This window comes from Reinekea blandensis MED297 (genome assembly GCF_000153185.1).
Taxonomy (GTDB): Bacteria; Pseudomonadota; Gammaproteobacteria; order Pseudomonadales; family Natronospirillaceae; genus Reinekea; species Reinekea blandensis.
Window position 1 is genome coordinate 253,703 of record NZ_CH724154.1, and the last position, 17,009, is coordinate 270,711.

At 50.9% G+C, this 17,009-nt stretch carries 17 protein-coding genes; 11 read left to right on the forward strand and 6 right to left on the reverse strand.

Annotated elements, in window-relative coordinates; genetic code table 11:
- On the forward strand, nucleotides 1-1,284 hold the full coding sequence (locus MED297_RS18805; protein WP_008047780.1) for a UbiH/UbiF/VisC/COQ6 family ubiquinone biosynthesis hydroxylase: 1,284 nt from the start codon (nucleotides 1-3) through the stop codon (nucleotides 1,282-1,284).
- Here the strand turns inward: MED297_RS18805 and trmL are convergent.
- Nucleotides 1,235-1,699, reverse strand: a complete 465-nt coding sequence (gene trmL, locus MED297_RS18810) for a tRNA (uridine(34)/cytosine(34)/5-carboxymethylaminomethyluridine(34)-2'-O)-methyltransferase TrmL (RefSeq protein WP_008047782.1) — start codon at nucleotides 1,697-1,699, stop codon at nucleotides 1,235-1,237. The two genes, MED297_RS18805 and trmL, sit on opposite strands and share 50 nt — an antisense overlap.
- A gap of 271 nt (nucleotides 1,700-1,970) precedes the next feature.
- Between trmL and MED297_RS18815 the strand changes: the two genes are divergently transcribed.
- The 10 genes from MED297_RS18815 to MED297_RS18860 are packed head-to-tail and all read left to right on the forward strand — an operon-like array spanning nucleotide 1,971 to nucleotide 11,914.
- Nucleotides 1,971-2,918 (forward strand): hypothetical protein, encoded by a 948-nt coding sequence (locus MED297_RS18815; RefSeq protein ID WP_040557627.1) that lies wholly within the window; start codon nucleotides 1,971-1,973, stop codon nucleotides 2,916-2,918.
- Entirely contained in the window at nucleotides 2,915-3,526 is a 612-nt protein-coding gene (locus tag MED297_RS21610) for a PilN domain-containing protein (protein WP_008047788.1), read from the forward strand. The genes MED297_RS18815 and MED297_RS21610 overlap by 4 nt, the downstream gene beginning before the upstream one ends.
- Nucleotides 3,526-4,173, forward strand: a complete 648-nt coding sequence (locus tag MED297_RS18825; protein ID WP_008047790.1) for a hypothetical protein — start codon at nucleotides 3,526-3,528, stop codon at nucleotides 4,171-4,173. The genes MED297_RS21610 and MED297_RS18825 overlap by 1 nt, the downstream gene beginning before the upstream one ends.
- Nucleotides 4,166-4,510 (forward strand): hypothetical protein, encoded by a 345-nt coding sequence (locus MED297_RS18830; protein ID WP_008047792.1) that lies wholly within the window; start codon nucleotides 4,166-4,168, stop codon nucleotides 4,508-4,510. The genes MED297_RS18825 and MED297_RS18830 overlap by 8 nt, the downstream gene beginning before the upstream one ends.
- Before the next feature lies 1 nt (nucleotide 4,511).
- Nucleotides 4,512-6,071: a pilus (MSHA type) biogenesis protein MshL gene (gene mshL, locus MED297_RS18835; RefSeq protein ID WP_008047793.1), complete on the forward strand. Its 1,560-nt coding sequence runs from the start codon at nucleotides 4,512-4,514 to the stop codon at nucleotides 6,069-6,071.
- 17 nt (nucleotides 6,072-6,088) lie between these two features.
- Nucleotides 6,089-6,991, forward strand: a complete 903-nt coding sequence (locus MED297_RS18840) for an ExeA family protein (protein ID WP_008047795.1) — start codon at nucleotides 6,089-6,091, stop codon at nucleotides 6,989-6,991.
- The gene (locus MED297_RS18845; RefSeq protein WP_040557628.1) at nucleotides 6,988-8,067 is read left to right on the forward strand and encodes a hypothetical protein; all 1,080 of its coding nucleotides are present in this window, start codon (nucleotides 6,988-6,990) and stop codon (nucleotides 8,065-8,067) included. The genes MED297_RS18840 and MED297_RS18845 overlap by 4 nt, the downstream gene beginning before the upstream one ends.
- A gap of 1 nt (nucleotide 8,068) precedes the next feature.
- Nucleotides 8,069-8,911, forward strand: coding sequence for a hypothetical protein (locus tag MED297_RS18850; protein ID WP_008047800.1), 843 nt, complete (start codon nucleotides 8,069-8,071; stop codon nucleotides 8,909-8,911).
- Nucleotides 8,908-10,689 carry a GspE/PulE family protein gene (locus MED297_RS18855; protein ID WP_008047802.1) on the forward strand — a complete coding sequence of 594 codons (1,782 nt, stop codon included), beginning with the start codon at nucleotides 8,908-8,910 and terminating at the stop codon, nucleotides 10,687-10,689. Before MED297_RS18850 ends, MED297_RS18855 begins: the two co-directional genes overlap by 4 nt.
- Nucleotides 10,682-11,914 (forward strand): type II secretion system F family protein, encoded by a 1,233-nt coding sequence (locus MED297_RS18860; RefSeq protein ID WP_008047804.1) that lies wholly within the window; start codon nucleotides 10,682-10,684, stop codon nucleotides 11,912-11,914. The genes MED297_RS18855 and MED297_RS18860 overlap by 8 nt, the downstream gene beginning before the upstream one ends.
- A gap of 601 nt (nucleotides 11,915-12,515) precedes the next feature.
- On the opposite strand, the gene MED297_RS18870 is transcribed toward MED297_RS18860, so the two are convergent.
- From MED297_RS18870 to MED297_RS18890, 5 genes are all read right to left on the reverse strand, one after another.
- The gene (locus tag MED297_RS18870; RefSeq protein WP_008047808.1) at nucleotides 12,516-12,884 is read right to left on the reverse strand and encodes a VOC family protein; all 369 of its coding nucleotides are present in this window, start codon (nucleotides 12,882-12,884) and stop codon (nucleotides 12,516-12,518) included.
- Nucleotides 12,885-12,940: 56 nt separating this feature from the next.
- Nucleotides 12,941-13,816, reverse strand: a complete 876-nt coding sequence (locus MED297_RS18875; protein ID WP_008047809.1) for a toll/interleukin-1 receptor domain-containing protein — start codon at nucleotides 13,814-13,816, stop codon at nucleotides 12,941-12,943.
- Between the two features lie 109 nt (nucleotides 13,817-13,925).
- Nucleotides 13,926-14,309 (reverse strand): hypothetical protein, encoded by a 384-nt coding sequence (locus MED297_RS22190; protein ID WP_154651006.1) that lies wholly within the window; start codon nucleotides 14,307-14,309, stop codon nucleotides 13,926-13,928.
- 457 nt (nucleotides 14,310-14,766) lie between these two features.
- Nucleotides 14,767-15,402 (reverse strand): hypothetical protein, encoded by a 636-nt coding sequence (locus MED297_RS18885; RefSeq protein ID WP_008047813.1) that lies wholly within the window; start codon nucleotides 15,400-15,402, stop codon nucleotides 14,767-14,769.
- 121 nt (nucleotides 15,403-15,523) lie between these two features.
- Nucleotides 15,524-15,832, reverse strand: a complete 309-nt coding sequence (locus MED297_RS18890) for a hypothetical protein (RefSeq protein WP_008047815.1) — start codon at nucleotides 15,830-15,832, stop codon at nucleotides 15,524-15,526.
- Between the last annotated feature and the right edge of the window lie 1,177 nt (nucleotides 15,833-17,009).

Here is a 17,009-nt window from a genome sequence, read left to right on the forward strand (position 1 = left end):
ATGACCACCCATAACACACACGACATAATCATTTCCGGTGCGGGCATGGTCGGCTTGGCGACGGCCATCGGCCTGGCTCGTGCCGGACTGCGCGTTGCCCTGCTGGAAAAGAATCGATTCGACGAGACACCGTCTTCACCGGGTCATTTCAGTGCGCGAGTCAGCGCAATTAACCACACCAGCGAACACCTGCTGCGTAACCTTGGTGCCTGGGATGGCATAGCGAAAGACCGGCGCAGCGCATATCGTCAGATGGATGTCTGGGACGGTTTGGGTACTGGTGACATTCAGTTCAATGCTGATGACGTTCAGGTCGATCATCTTGGTCATATCATCGAGAACCGCCACATCGTCATGGCATTACTCGAGGTTGCCCGTACACTGCCCGACATTGAGCTTCTAGCAGAGGAAACCATTACCCAGTGGCAACAAGACGACTCCGGAGTCACCGCGACCACTTCGCTGGACCAGACATTGAGAGCATCCCTGCTTATTGGAAGTGAAGGTAAACTGTCCCCGGTTCGTGAACAGTCGGACATCGATCTCTGGCGATGGAGTTACGACCACTCAGCGGTCGTAACCACCGTCCGGCATGAACGGCCGCATCAGGCAACGGCGCGACAGGTATTTCTCGAAAATGGTCCGCTGGCCTTTCTGCCACTGGAAGATACCGAACACCCGCAACAGACCAGCTCTATTGTCTGGTCGGTGTTACCAGGTGAAGCACAGCGGCTGTTGACACTGGATAACGATGAGTTCTGTCGCGAACTCGGTACGGCCTTTGAACATCGACTGGGCGCCATTACTCACGCCGATCCTCGCTTCGCCTTTCCACTAGAGGCTCAGCAGGCCAAACACTATTACGACGGACGGGTGGTCGTGCTGGGCGACGCGGCTCACACCATTCACCCGTTGGCGGGGCTCGGCGTCAATCTGGGTTTTCTGGATGCCGGAGCACTCATTGATGAACTGGTCCGAGCGCATGAAAAGCAAATGGATCTGGGACATGCCTTTGTTTTGCGACGCTACCAGCGCACGCGTCAGAGCCACAACCTGGCCGTCGCGGCGTTGATGGAAGGCTTAAAGCGCGGCTTTACCACGCAGGCAGCACTGCCGGTAATGCTCAGAAACAGCGGGCTCAGTCTGCTGAATCGCGTCCATTTACTCAAACGTCCGCTGATTCAGGGGGCACTGGGCAATCTGGGGCCAGCCGCGCCGACCTTGTGTCGCCCCCTCAGCGATGCCCCGAAAAGCCGTTTTGCCGCCACGCCTCATAAACCATAACGGCGACCGTATTGGATAGGTTAAGACTGCGGCTGTCCGCTAACATCGGCAGTCGCAACACCTGTTCCGGTGGTAACGACTCACGAATATCCGCAGGCAACCCGCGGGTTTCAGGACCAAACATCAGGTAATCGCCCGGCTGAAAGGCCACTTCACTGTAGCCCTGAGACCCTTTGGTACTGAGTGCAAACAACCGAGGCGGCTGGGCCTGTTGCAAAAAGGTCGGGTAATCCGGCCAGATACGAATCTGGGCAAACTCATGGTAATCCAGCCCGGCACGACGCAACGCTTTTTCATCCATGGAAAACCCGAGCGGTTCAATCAGGTGCAACTGACAACCGGTGTTGGCGCACAAGCGGATAATATTGCCGGTATTCGGTGGAATTTCAGGTTCAAACAACACAATATGAAACACGTCTGGCGCCTTTGCAGGAAGATAAACCGCGGCATAATAGACCAATTACTCCGGATTCTCACCCACCCGACCAATGAACGACCGGACTACACTCTAACGACGTTCCAACATGATCAGGTAAGGCTAAATACATAATCCACAGCAAAAAACCTTGAACCAGTTAAAAAAAACGACAAAATGGCTTATCTTTCAGGTATTTAGGTGCGCTTGTTGCTAAACTACCTCCTAATTGTGTTAGGCACTGCTAAATGCTGGGGCGATGGTTACCGGAATGAAAGCAAAATACAGTAAACAGCATTGGCTGCATTTTTCTGAGAACGGCCTCTGCCTGTTTGAAACCGGCCCGGGAAAGGACGCATTGCCTTACCTTGATATCAAGGCCACGCTCAGCGCCGACTCACCATTATCAGCCCCCGCCGCGCATATGCGCTGGGTACGTCAGCATGCCGGCAAACGACTTAACATTCTACTCTCTAATGGCCTCTATCAGTTACTGCTGTCTGACGTTCCCGACGTTCCCGAGGCGGAGCTGCGCGATGCAATCGAGCTGAAAGCGGCCGACCTGATCAATTACGATCTCGAAGACGCGCTGATCGACGTCATCCAATTACCTTCGGATGCTTATCGGGGACGGATGAAAATGGCCTTTATCGTCGCCATGATGAAAACGCCCTTACAGCAATGGCTCGTCGAACTGGCTCAACACGGTATTCGAGTGGATATTATCGACGTTGAAATGACCCAGCTGCGGAACCTTCTGGTCTTCCATCAGACCGTGCCGGAAACCGGCATTCTTCAGCTAACCGCCAATTCCAGTCGTTTACTGCTGACTTACCAGCGTGAAATGGTGTTGTCCCGAGCCTTCGACATAGGCCTCGGTAGCCTGATCCGGGAACAGACAGTCCAGGATGGTGAGCTGGAACTAACGCTGGATTCTGCAGAATCCTCAGACATCCAACTGGAGTCTCTGGCTCTGGAGATTCGTCGCTCCTTCGACTATTACGAAGCTCAACTGGGCCTGGGTTCACTGGGTGAGGTTCGTCTGTTATGTGATGCCCGCTATGACTACCTTGCGGACGAACTGACTCAGCGACTGGGTGTGCGTTTTTCAATGATCAGACCGGAAGACTTCATGACTATCCGCTTGTCGCAAATGGATCTGGACCCCGTTAATTTCTATGGCCTGACCGGTTCGGTCTACCGGGAGGCTCTGTCATGACGCATCAGATCAATCTGAATCGCAAACATTTACTGCCCGGCTATAGCGCCGTTCAGCTGCCAACCTTCCTGGGCGTAATCTTGCTGGCATTGTTGCTCGGCGCAGGCTGGGTTGGTGCCGCCTGGCTTGAACACCAGTCACTGTTGCAGGAAGCATCACGTTTACAGACAGAGCTGGAAACCGAACAGCAACGCCTGACGGACTTTCAGCGCAATTACCCGAATGTCACCAATGAACCTGAACTGCGCAGTGAAAATGAAGCGCTGACCGGCCGCTTAATGCGCGCGCGCGAAACCTACCAAGGCCTGGCGTTTCAACTGGAAAACGCCGTAACCGGGTTTTATCAGCCATTAACACAATTGTCTGAATACGATCTGGACGGACTCTGGCTGAACCAGATTCACCTGCAGGATGGCCAGCGCCGATTTGTATTGGAAGGCGTGGCCCGTCACCCGGAACTTATCCCGCAGTATCTTGAGCAGCTCGGCCAATCCAGTTTTCGCGGCATCAGCATTCAGTCGTTCACCATGAACAAACAGCCCGCCGAAGATCTCTGGCAGTTCAGCCTGTCCAATGAACAGCCTGCGAATGATCGGGAGAATCGATAATGCTGCATCGCCAAACCTATCAGATCCGGCTGCTGATTGAGCGGCTGAGCCGGCGTGAGCGGATACTGTTGTTGGTCGTCCTGTTCGCCGTGATTCTGGCGGCTGCACAATCAACCCTGATGTTATCCGGGCTCGACCGTCATGACCGGGTACGCGAGCAGATCACCAACGTCCGACAACAGACCCAAGCCACCCGACAGGCGCTGCTGGACTATCAGGCGGCGATCAACAATCCGCAGATCCAGGCCCTGCGGGACAACAACGACGACCTGCGAACCCGGATTGAAGATCTTGAAGCTCGCATCGCCAACATCAACAGCCAACTGATGTCGCCGGAGCGCATGATCAGCTTGCTCAAAGAGCTGCTCAATGATTACAGCAATCTCACTGTCACCCGTTTTGAGGTCCAACCGGTTGAGATCATCGAATCGGACGCTGATGGTGGTCACCTGTTTTATCGTCACGGCCTGATCATTGAAATGTCCGGCCGCTTCGAAGCGTTGAATGACTATCTGGCCACCATCGAAGCCTTGGAAGGACAGTTGTTCTGGGACGATCTGCTGATTGAAACGGACACCTTCCCCAGCCTGACAATCCGCCTGGAGGTTCACACCCTGAGCCAGGATGAGGAGTGGTTGAATGTTTAAACCCCTGTTGGTGATCAGCCTGACCACCCTTCTGAGTGTTGCGCTCGCAAACCCGATGCAACCGGATCGCGCCGCTCCAGCGCCTGCTCAACCGGCGACTGCGACGCGTGCAGCGCCACCGGCATTACCGCGACTGCAATCGATCATAATCATCGGTGATCTGCGTAAAGCGGTGTTTCTGCCTGATCAGGAAATCGCCGTCGGCGAACAAATTAACGGCTATCGTCTGGTGGAACTGGACAGCCGATCGGTGACCCTGCAACGCGGCTCGATCACCCGTACACTGACAATAACGACCTCCGGTGCGTTCACGCTGCAGCCGGCTAATGAGGAATAACATGGCCAACCGATTGTTTTTTCCATCCTCCCTCGCATTCATGGCATTGCTGGTCACTGGTTGTGCCAATCAACCCGCCCAGGTGCAGATGGAACCGATGAGTGCACGCGCCGAACTGGCCGCCGAACGGCCACTGGTTGCAACGCAGACAGAGCCCACCGCACCGGTACAGACGCCAGAAGCGCTAACACAAGATTTGCTGTCGCTGACTCAGGCCCCGACCGCGCAGGTTCGGTTTGATGTTGAAGCCCGGAATCGCCCGGCCGCACAGTTCTTCGCCGACTTAGGCGAAGCGCAGCAACTCAACATTCTGGTCGATCCGGGCATCAACAACACCATTACCCTGTCACTGCGTAATGTCACTCTGAATCAGGTGCTCAGTGCGCTGCGTGACATCTACGGCTACGACTTCCAACGCACGGACTACGGTTACCGGGTCACGCCAAATCAGTTAAGTACCCGTGTTTACCGTTTGAACTATCTGAACCTGGAGCGTTCCGGTTCGGCCAAAACCACCGTGGGCGGCGACGACAGCAACACCGTCACCACTGAGTTCTCGGCTTCCAGTGGTGCAGCAAATGGGTTTTGGTCAGGCATTGAACAATCCATCCGTGGTTTTATTGCCGAGCGGGACGGTGGTCCATCACCGGTTGTGATGAACACCCAAACCGGCCTGGTCGTGGTGCACGCGACGAACCGTGAACATACCGCCATTGCCCGTTTCCTGGCCGATGCTGAGCTGATCATGCAGAAACAAGTGATCATCGAAGCCAAGATCGTCGAAGTGACGCTCGACCAGGAGTACCGATCCGGCATTAACTGGTCCTTCTTCAACGATAACTTTGGCAGCGGTAACAACAGCGCCGGCATCGGACTCGATGGCAATGCGATCAGTGGCGCTGGCGGAGTTGGTGGCGTGTTCAACCTCAGTCTGTCACTCGATAACTTCACGTCGATGTTGCAGTTATTGGACCACCAGGGGGATGTGCAGGTCCTGTCCAGTCCACGGGTGTCCACCATCAATAATCAGAAGGCCGTAATTAAAGTTGGCACCGATGAGTTTTTTGCCACCATTCAGAGCATTACCACCGAAGTCAACGATGACGATTCAGACTCGGTGACCACGGTGCCGGCCTTTGAACTGGAACAGTTCTTTTCAGGTATCGCACTCGATGTCACGCCACAGATCGCTGATGACGACAGTGTGACCCTGCATGTCCGTCCAACCGTCACCGAAGTGGTTGAAGACACCAAAACACTCGATGTTGGCGGACGCAGCTACCAGTTACCGCTGGCTTATTCGAACATTCGGGAATCCGACAGTATTATCCGCGCGCAAAGCGGCCAAATTGTTGTCATTGGTGGTCTGCTGCAACAGAAGCAGGATCTGGGCACCACCGGCTTGCCATGGTTCCAGACCATTCCGGTTATCCGGGGCCTATTTGCACAGGATCGGGAATCGCAACAAAAGAGCGAACTGGTCATTCTGCTGAAGCCGACGGTCTACAACGATCGGACATCGCTCAACCAACTGGATGAAATACTCGACCGGCTCCCTTGAGCCGGTGACGGAGCCCCATGTACGAACAACATTTCGGATTTCAGAAACGTCCCTTTTCCCTGTCACCGGACACGCGTCTGTTCGTGAACCTACCGGATCACGAACGCTGCTTTCAATTACTCATCCATGTACTCGACAGCGGTGAGGGGTTTCTGAAAGTCGTGGGTGATGTTGGTACCGGCAAAACCATTCTCTGCCGCAAACTGTTACGACATCTTGAAACCGATGCACCAGACCGCTTTCACTCAGTGTACATTCCGAACCCGATGCTCTCCCCGGTTGGATTGTATCGCGCCGTTGGCCAGGAGCTGGGCCTGAGTAATGAACAAAAAGGCGATACCGACACTCTGTTGCACCGGATCACTGAACGGATTCTCGCCTTGGCTGAATCGCAAAAAGGGGTGGTTATTGTCGTCGACGAGGCGCAATCGCTGCCCGCTGAAACCCTGGAAGCCCTGCGATTGATTACCAACCTGGAAACCGAAGACAAAAAACTGGTGCAGGTCATTTTGTTTGGTCAGACCGAACTCGACGATCTGCTGGCAGAAAAGCGCTTCCGCCAATTGCGTCAGCGCATTACGTTTTCACACTACCTGATGCCGATGTCACGCAATGACATCCAACAGTACGTCGATTATCGCATCAACCAAAGCGGCTACAACGGACCGCCGCTGTTCAGTGCGGCTGCCATTAAGCAGCTTTATCAGACCACCCGGGGCGTACCGAGGATGATTAATGTCTTGTCTCACAAAGCGCTGATGGCCGCCTTCGCTGACCGTTCACGACAGGTTGAGGACGTACATATTCGTCGGGCCGCCAGTGATGGTGCCTTACCGGTTCAGCGTTCTTATGCCGCTTTGTGGGCACTGCTCGCCGCGGCCGTGATGCTTGCCGGCGCGATCCTGTGGAGGCTGCTGTGAGCATCATGCACCGGGCCTTAAGTCGCACTGACCAGGACCAGACACAACCCACCGGCAACTACAATCCGCTGGCGACCCAACCGAAACGCCGTTCGCGCTCTGGCCTGCTTTGGCTGAGCAGCGTCGGGATGATGATCATCGCCGCGGCCATTGTACTGTGGCCAACCGCCTCAGATAGATCGCTACTTGCCCCCGCGTCAGCCGGAGCGGACAGCGGCGTGGACAATCCAACCCCGGACATCATTACAGAACCCCCTGACCTGGCTGACGCCGGCGAGCCGACGAACGACACGAGTTCCGGCAACGACAACATCGCAGACTCGACGATGAACCCGCCGTTGCCCATCACTGACATACCGCCTGAAGAAGCTCCGATTACTGAGGCAACGGCAGAACACTCGGTAAGCACTGCCACAAGCCCGAACATAACTGTGCCTGAAACCCAGGCACAAGCACCGAAAAAACCGGCACAAGCAGCTGAAAATCCGCAACCGGCGCCAAACACGACGACGGCCGAGCGCGCACCGGCGACACTGACAGAGCCGATCGAATCAAGTCCCGACCAAACCCAAGCGGCGGGCGAACCGACGGTGGACGACTCAACCGTTCAGGTGGTTCGCGAGGCAGAGCAGCAATGGCAGCGTGAAATCGAACAGCATTTAGCGGCTGATCGCATTGAGCAGGCTGAAGCACGCTTGAAACAATGGATCAGCGCTCAGCCCAAAGCCGAAACCCCGCGAATCTGGCTGGCGAAGATCTACATCAACAACCAGCTTTATACAGCGGCCGAACCGCTGGTTCGCTCTGTTGGTAGCGCCGACGCTCAGGCACTGATGGGTGTTATCTATGAGCGTACCGGTCGCCATTCGCAAGCCGCCGGCGTTTTCGAAGTCCTGTTTCAGCGGCAACCGGATCAGAGCCAATGGCTCCTGTTCTGGGCCGTCAATGCAGAAAACAGTGGTCAGTTGGCGAAATCGCGCCAGTTGTACCAGACTTATCTGCAGCAGTTTTCACTGGAAAATGAGTCATTGCGCCAGTTTGCGGCCAGTCGGCTTCAGAGTCTCGGAGGGCCGTAAAATGAAGGCATCCAGTCTGCTCGATACATTGCTGCAGGAAGAAAACCTCGACCATGATGCCATACAGGCCGTCTATGACGGACTGCCAGCCGGCTCTGGGGTCAATCGGTTTCGTGAGGCGCTATTGGCCAGTAAACTGCTGGATTACAACACCCTGATGCAGCTGTTTATCAATAAAACGCTGATTCCCCATTCGCAGGCGGTCTTGACCCGATTGGATCAAAAACGCGCGGACATCGTTCAGTTCAAACCCACGCAACACCAACAGAAGTTCCACATATCTGACGATGACTTTCTGACCGATCGCGTCGCCTTTGCCTCAGGCGAATTGCCAATCCGCATTCCGCCGCCAGACCTGAAAAAATTCACCTTTGAAGCATCCGATGAAAGACAGGCCGTCGAGTTGGCACTGGAACTGGCACGTAGCAACGAACTCAATGAAGCCGAAGTGATTCTGCTGGAAACCCTCGAAACGTTTGACCGGTCGCTCGCCGCCATTTTGGTACTGTGCTGGATTTATTTAAGCAGCGGTCATCCGGGTATTATCGAAACCTGGGTCAAGCTGGCCATCAGCCAAGGGCGAACCAACGGGCAAATGATGGAACTGCTGTGCCTGGCGGAACAGCTACAGAACAAGCATCTGATGGCCAGCGCACACTATCAGAAACTGCTGCAACAAAAACGGGTGAAGTCCATCTGGTACTTACTGCTAGCTTACTCCCAGCAACGCTCTCAATGCCTGCGTGAAGCGACGGAAAACTACCGGATTTACTGCAAGGTCGGTAAAGACCCACAACTGATTGAATTTGCTCAACAACAACTGACTCTATTGGATGCCTCATGACAACTTCCACGCCTGACGCCAAAGCCAACCGCAAACGCATTCGTTTGGGCGATCTGCTGGTTGAAACCGGTGCCATCACCGAAGGACAGCTGTCCCTGGCATTACAGGAACAGAAAATCACCGGACGAAAAGTCGGCCGGGTGTTGGTGGATCTGGGTCTGATCAAAGAACAGCAACTGCTGCAATCGCTGTCCGACCACCTCGACATTCCGTTTATTGAACTGCGTCAGTTCCAACTCAATAACGAACTGATGCAAAAGCTGGATGAGTCGATAGCCCGACGATTCCGCTGCCTGTTGCTGGCCGAACACAAAGACGGCTATTTGCTGGCCATGGGCGATCCACTGGATCTGGTGGCCATCGATGAAGCCGAAAAAGCCATGGGCGTTCATCTGTACCCCGCCATTGTGCGTGAATCCGAGTTGCTGGCCACCCTCGACGTGGTCTATCGGAACACCAGCCAGATCGAGTCACTGGCCGGCGAACTGGACATTGAACTGTCCGAAAGTGATTTTGACCTCGCCGATCTGGCGCAGGACTCCAACCTGCAAGATGCCCCGGTGGTTCGATTGCTGCAATCGGTGCTTGAAGATGCCGTCACCGTCAACGCATCGGACATTCACATCGAACCCGATGAAACAGTTTTCCGTATCCGTAATCGTATCGACGGTGTGCTGCACGAACAGGTCATTAAAGAAAAACGGGTAGCGTCAGCGCTGGTCATGCGTTTGAAAATCATGTCCAACCTGGATATTTCAGAACGCCGCCTGCCCCAGGACGGTCGCTTCAATGTGCGGATTAAAAACCGCTCCATTGATATCCGTATTGCCACCATGCCGGTACAGTATGGTGAAGCCGTGGTCATGCGACTGCTGGACCAGAGCGCGGGGATTAAATCGCTGAAAGAGCTCGGCATGCCCGATGACATTCGTGACCGCTTTGAAGTCGCGATTGAACGTCCCCACGGGCTCATCCTGGTCACCGGCCCAACCGGCTCCGGTAAGACCACGACACTGTATTCGGCATTATCGCAGCTGAACACACCCAACCGTAAAATCATTACCGCGGAAGATCCGATTGAATATCGCATGCCGCGGATTAATCAGGTTCAGGTGAACAGCAAGATTGATCTGTCTTTTGCCCGCGTGCTGCGAACCGCTCTGCGCCAGGACCCGGATATCATTCTGGTGGGCGAAATGCGCGATCAGGAGACGGTATCCATTGGCGTACGCGCCGCGATGACCGGCCACATGGTCATGAGCACCCTGCACACCAACGATGCGGTTTCCAGCGCACTGAGATTGGCCGATATGGGCGTTGAATCGTACATGGTCGCTTCGGCCCTGCGTGGCATTCTTGCTCAACGACTTTTACGTAAAGTCTGCCCGGATTGCCGTGTTCCCCATGAGCCGGACGTGCGCCAGAAAATCTGGCTGCAAAACATGGCTGACGGGCGCTTTGCCAACAAATCCTTCTATACCGGCTCCGGCTGTTATCACTGCAACAACACCGGCTACCAGGGCCGTATTGGCGTCTATGAATGGTTGGAACTTGACGAACCGATGCTGATCGCCCTGCGCGATCAGGATCACAATGGCTTTGTGCAGGCCGCCCGCAGCAACAAAGACTTTCACACCATGGAAGAACTGGCGTTGAAGTACGCCGAAGACGGCATTACCGATCTCGAAGAAGTGTTCCGTATCTCGATTGATCTTGACGATTACGAAGGCGACCGTCCGCACCTGGATGTCGAACACCTTGGAGACGAGCATGGCTGAATATCATTACCGGGGTCGTGACAGCGCCGGACAAGCGGTGGAGGGCTCACTCTCAGGTCAGTCCCGTGCCGCCATTCTGCGTCAGTTGAAACAGCAGAACATCATCGCCACTCGCATTGAAGAGTCCACAACCAAGGCCGCCGGCAGTGGCACTGCCTTCAGCGATCTCGGTCGTATCTTTGCCCGCAAACGGGTCAACATCGACGATCTCATTATGTTCAGCCGGCAGATGTACGCCCTGACTCGCTCAGGCATTCCGCTGATTCGGGCGATCAACGGCTTGGCGGACGCGACCCGTTCACCGGTGTTGTCTGAGGTGTTGCGTGAAGTCACCCGCAGTCTGACTCAGGGCACCAACCTGGCCAACTCTTTCCGGGCTCACCCTCGGGTGTTCGGCGATCTGTTTGTCGCCATGGTGCGCATGGGCGAGTCCACCGGCCGACTGGACTCTGCGTTTAAGCAGCTGATTGATCATCTGGAACTGGAAAAAGACACGCGTAAAAAAATTGCTTCCGCGACCCGCTACCCGATCATCGTTACGGTGTTTATTTTTGTCGCGCTGTTTGTCGTAAACCTGTGGGTCGTGCCGGAGTTTTCCAACATTTTCAGCAAGCTTGGGGCCGACCTGCCCTTACCAACGGTGATCCTGATCACCACCTCGAACTTCATGCTGCGGTTCTGGCCGTACGTTCTGTTCGTCATGGTGGCGTCAGCGGTCGCGTTTCTGCACTGGAAAAGCACACCGGAAGGTGAGCTGGCCTGGCACCGTTTTATATTGCGAATACCCATCTTGGGTGGTGTGTTTGAGCGGGTCGCACTCGGCCGTTTCGCGCGACCGTTTGCCATGATGCTCGACGCTGGCGTACCTCTGCTGCAGGCTCTGACGGTCAGTTCACGGACCGTCGGCAATGCGTACATCGGCAAAGGCATCGAAAACATGCTGCACGGTATCGAGCGCGGTGAATCCCTGCTGTCGACAGCTTCCGCCAGCGGCATGTTTAATCCGCTGATACTGCAGATGATTGCGGTCGGGGAAGAAACCGGCAATGTGTCCGATCTGCTGGTCGATATTGCCGATTTTTATGATCAGGAAGTCGAGTATGACCTGAAACGGCTCGCCGAATCGCTGGAGCCAATCCTGCTGATTTTCATGGGCTTGATGGTGCTGGTCCTCGCGCTCGGCGTTTTTCTGCCAATGTGGGAACTGGGCGCGGCGTTCGGTTAACCTCGGCCACCGGCGCCATCAGTAAGTACCCTGTGCCGCAAACACGCTGTGTCATGAACCGCCAACCCGCTGAAAAAAATCGATGCTCCGACCTAAGCCCTTCAGACTTCGTGTTGATAATCCCCTAATCGGGTCAACCACTCTCCTGGTCACGTAACCATAGGTTGTCCGCTATAAGGGAGCATAGTTTGTCCGACTCTGCCGAATAGCAGACATTCGGTGGGCATTGTCAAAACTGTACTATTTAATGAAAGCGGACATTGAACGCCAAAATTTGGGGCGCTGAAAGCGTCCCTCAACATTTACTTGTTAGAGTCCCTATTGTACTTCTTTAGAAGTGCTCTTTCATGTCGATTCGCTATCCATTCAATAACTCTTCCAAGAATAACAACAAAGGGTAATGCTAAAATCAATACTGCGACACCGAGGTAATTGAACTTCAAACCGAAAAAATTTGAATACTGGTGCGTGCCTTCTCCAACATATATTTTATAGGCCACATGAAGACATAGAGCTAGAAACCCTAACAATAGAAGTAATGCTTCAACTTTTACCCAGAACTTCTTCATTGGTCAGCCTAACGCTTATAGCACGCGCGAGTTTACGAGTCGCTGTGCCTATGATTGTTAAATGGTCCTCTCAGACCAATCAAGTTGCCAAATGGATCTGTCACTTGGCACATCCATAAATCTGATTCTATCTTCATTGGTCCACGATAAACTACGGAGCCAAGTTCTTTAAATCTTTCAATTTCGTGCTCTAAGCTAACTACTTCCCAGTAGGTCACAGACCCGTACTTTCCCGAACCAACCTTTTCATCAGCAGGCACAATCTCCAAGGCAAAACCATTCACCTCAAGGAAAGTAAAATCATCAATGTTTTTTACAATTGCCATAGGAAAGGCTTTCCTATACCAATCAAGACCATTACTAACATCACCCACATGTATTAAGTTTGCTATTGGTTTCATAGGACTTTTAACGCCGCATTCAGCGGTTTATCCGCTGCAATGCTTTGTTATGCGATTTACATACCATAGTATTTTGAACTAAATGCCACTGTAAGCGGTGCCCCATCATAAAGGCATGAGACACTGACTTTGAGCTTTCTTCTATGGTCATAGTAGGTGTGGTAATGGGTTTTCTTCCTTTCTAAATCAAGTTCCGTCAATCCAATGCTTAAAGCACCAAGAACAGGCTCTGAGTCGAATTCTTGGTTTTGGTTATGTGGAGCAGTGGCTTTCAGATCAACTTCTACATAGCTAATAAAGTTCCCTTCTGCCTCTAAGAGCATTCTGCAATCATCATTTTCGAAGATAATGTTACCTACAGAGTTCGCTGTGGCTCCAACCTCTGCTTCAGCCTTGTGGATGGGCATTCCCATATACTGAAATGGTCGATGAAAAGGTTTTGACATTAGAGGCAAACTTTTCAAGAAAGCTTTATCTAGCGCAGTACCGAGACTGTTTGAGCTCCTTTCAGAGTTCATAACGCTTTTATTGAAGACCAATCCGATACTATTAATTAGCGTTCTAAATGAGTCTTCGTACTGAGCTTCGTTCTGGAAATCTCCATACAACTTTCCAACCAGAAATCCGGGAAGCTCACACTCTTTGAGCAAAATGGGGAGTACTTTAATAGGCTTCCCGTTTATCTGGTGATTCATAGCAACATCAAGCTCATTTACAACCCAAGGTGCTTCAACAGAATTAGGAGATAAGACAACGGCGAAGAAGTCTACAGAGTCAATACCTTCTCGTATTTTCTGTATCAATGAATCACCTATTTTCATTTCCGCTTCATCAAGCCAATAACGAACACCATGACTCTCCAAGTCTCTCGCAAGCTTTCTTACAAAATCCTTGTCGCGATGGTTATGACTTAAAAAAACGCTTACCGTCATCTAGAAATTTCCTTTATTCGCATAACGTTTTTGTGCTGGCGCGAACGATAGTGAGTCGAAGGCCCGCCGCGACAGCGGTTTTAAGCGGGCCTGAACCAGCCACTCTTTGTTAATGGTTACTTCGCCACTTATTTGTTTTAGAGTCAAAGTAATCTGACTCACCCAAACTCGTACCCCAATATACTTTATATTCATTTTCATCGATGTACTGGTAACAAGGACAACTTTCTGAATATTCCAATCCTAATTCTGTATATAGTTTCGGGATCTCAGAAACGGTTGGAATAACCCCATTTTTCTCTCGAAACTGTTCGATTGCGATAACCAACGCTTCTGCTTTAGCTTGCGTTGCTTTGCTCTCAATACAAGATGAGAGAAAAACAATAAATACAACTAAGGCTAAATTCTTCATAAGACCATTAACGCTTGCAGCAGTTGCGCGGGCTTTTTCGCGTCGACTGCCTGTGATTGTTAAAAGTAGGATACTAAGCATCTGGCATATTTAGTATAACGTGATATGAATTGAGCAGTGTTTGCCCAAGCAGTATAGCTAAGTAACCTAGTTGATTTAGGTTATCCCGCTTTATAGCTCTAACTATTAACCAGGCAATGCAACTCAAAAAGCAAACGAGAGCTAACATAGAAAGCGGTAGCCAAAAGTCAAACCAAATGCTCCATAGCTCACGATTTTCTGAAAATTGAGCGACGCTAGAACCTCTATTCAAAATAAATACGTAAGTAAAAACTGAAAAACCTGGCAATCCAGATATTGCGATAAAAGCGGAAAAGCTTCTCCAGCGTTCAAGTTTACTAATTGAGTAAAAAGAACCTGCCAGAAAAACAATCCAAATAATGTAAATTGACCAAGCTAAGTACATAATAACTTTTAACGCCCGCATTTGCGGCTGGTTTTGAGCGCAGCGGAAAAACAGTCCGGCAACATGCGCTTGTTAGTTGCTTTCATTTGGAAAGTAAGCGCACATCATTGATGTAATTATAGTCAACCACGGTAATACGTCAGCGCACAACTCGTTGCATAGTTCTGGGTTATTGGTGATTTTTGAAGGTGCGTGCCCATATTTCCCATCTCCCATTAGAACTGAATTCCAGGGTGCTGAGTCTGGTTTACCGTGTACAAGGCTGTTTAGTGGCGCGGTCAATTCATATCCTTTAAGCTCAGGACCAACGCTTTCTTTTCTGTTAATTTCTTCAAACATCTTTGCCAAACTTGGGGATTTTTTATGCGGCCAACCTTCCACCCACAGATGTATTTTTTCCGGAAAATGGTGCAAATAGAGAAGTATCATCACTCGCTCTATAAGACTTCTTTTTAAAACATGAGCGCCAAACAAATAGCCCTGTCTTATCATTTCTCTAATGGATAAAGCGAGGCTAATACTTTGCGGTATAGTCTGACTGGCCATTTCCTGTAGTTCAGTTAACTCCAACGTATGAGAAAGCGGAGCAAGCTTTGCGTTAATTTCGAGGCAGCATGAGATCAACTGATCAAAGTGATACAAAAGTTCGTTACCAAGATAGGGTTCATTATCTGGAGTATAAATCACACCATCCCAATTATTTGCCAAACTTAACCTCCGTTACTTGCAACTAACGTTCCTAAACTGAGGCGCAATGAAGCGCAGCGTAATTGCGTCCTATGCCCGCTGCGGAACGCGGTGTTTGGCGGGCATGAACAGCTTTGGTTTGTTAAATGGTTTTCTCCATATACTGTTTTAACTCATCGATACTCGATGCAATCTTTTCAGCATACTGCGATTCCATACCAATAGCAGGAATTGTAAATACTTCACCTTTGTCATTTACAGCTAATAGCTCGTTACTTCCGCTTTCCCCAAATCCAATAAATTCAGGTGCATATTTTGAGAACTGATATTCTGAGTTGAATTGTTCTATTTCTTCAGGCTCCCAGATTATGTACCACAAAGGATCAACCTGAAGTTCACCTTCTACATAACCTTCAGCGATCAGTTCTTTTACTTTAAGTTTGATATCCATAATGACATTTAACGCTTACAGCATTGGCGCGGTCTTTTTCGCGTCCACTGCCTGTGATTGTTAACTGCCGAACTCGGGCAGCGTATCTGACACATGCAAAACGTCTGATAGCCATGTTCCTTGTTCTTGGCTAGATAGATACACAGACTGTTTTTGCCCCCTGATTTCGAGAATTTGATGAGATTCATCATGGCTAATGAACTCAACTTCACTGCCAATTAAAGTTCGCCACAAACACCAATCTGAAGCATCAATAACATGATCAGGCTCATTCACATTAAATCGATGATCTTGAATGCCAACCGAGTACTGGACCGGATTGCTGCACCAGGAGAAGTACTTCCTATCTCCATTATCAAACTCTAGATATATCTCCCTATCTATTTCATGCCACCCAACGTGATCATGCAGGGATGCTAGATCTACCTCATAGAGTTCATATATCACACGCTTCAATTTCATAAGCAGTTAACGCAAAGCGCAGGGGCGAGGTACGAGTCCCAAGCCCGCCGCGAAGTGGATTTTGGCGGGCTTATTACCTGCCGCGTTTTGTTATTGGTTCAAGACGGTAAATCTGACTTCTCTTTAAATGACTTAATAGCCACTGCTATAGCCATAATTACACCAAATACCACTGCAATGCTAATTACCAATTTCGAACCATTGTTCAAATAGTAATTGAAGATTACAAAAAAGTACCAAAGCATGGAAACGACATTGAGGAGTACTTTTTCAAATCTATTTTTTCTAGGCGCAAATTTTATGAGCACCAAATAAATGGTCAAAGGTACTAAAAGACCATAAATAAAAATGATTGCAACCAATCCCACTTGTAATTACCAATAACGACCCTGGTTTGGGGCGAGTTGAGCGCTAGCGAAAACGAGTCCAATGCCCGCCGCGCTAGCGGAAAAAGCGGGCATGACCAACACCGGCTTGTTAGTGTTTGGCATTTACCTGCGGATACACCTTTAACAAATAGTAAGGAGTTAAAGGCCACAGAAAGAAACACAGGTACTGCCATTTAACAACACGATTCCGAATAGTATGTATCAAAGCATATAGCCACGGAAGGAAGAATGAGATATGAAATATCCCAAATAGAACCTTTCCGTAAGTAGTATTCCTTACAATTTCTAATACATATTCTAAGTAGTTTCCATATAAAACGAACAAG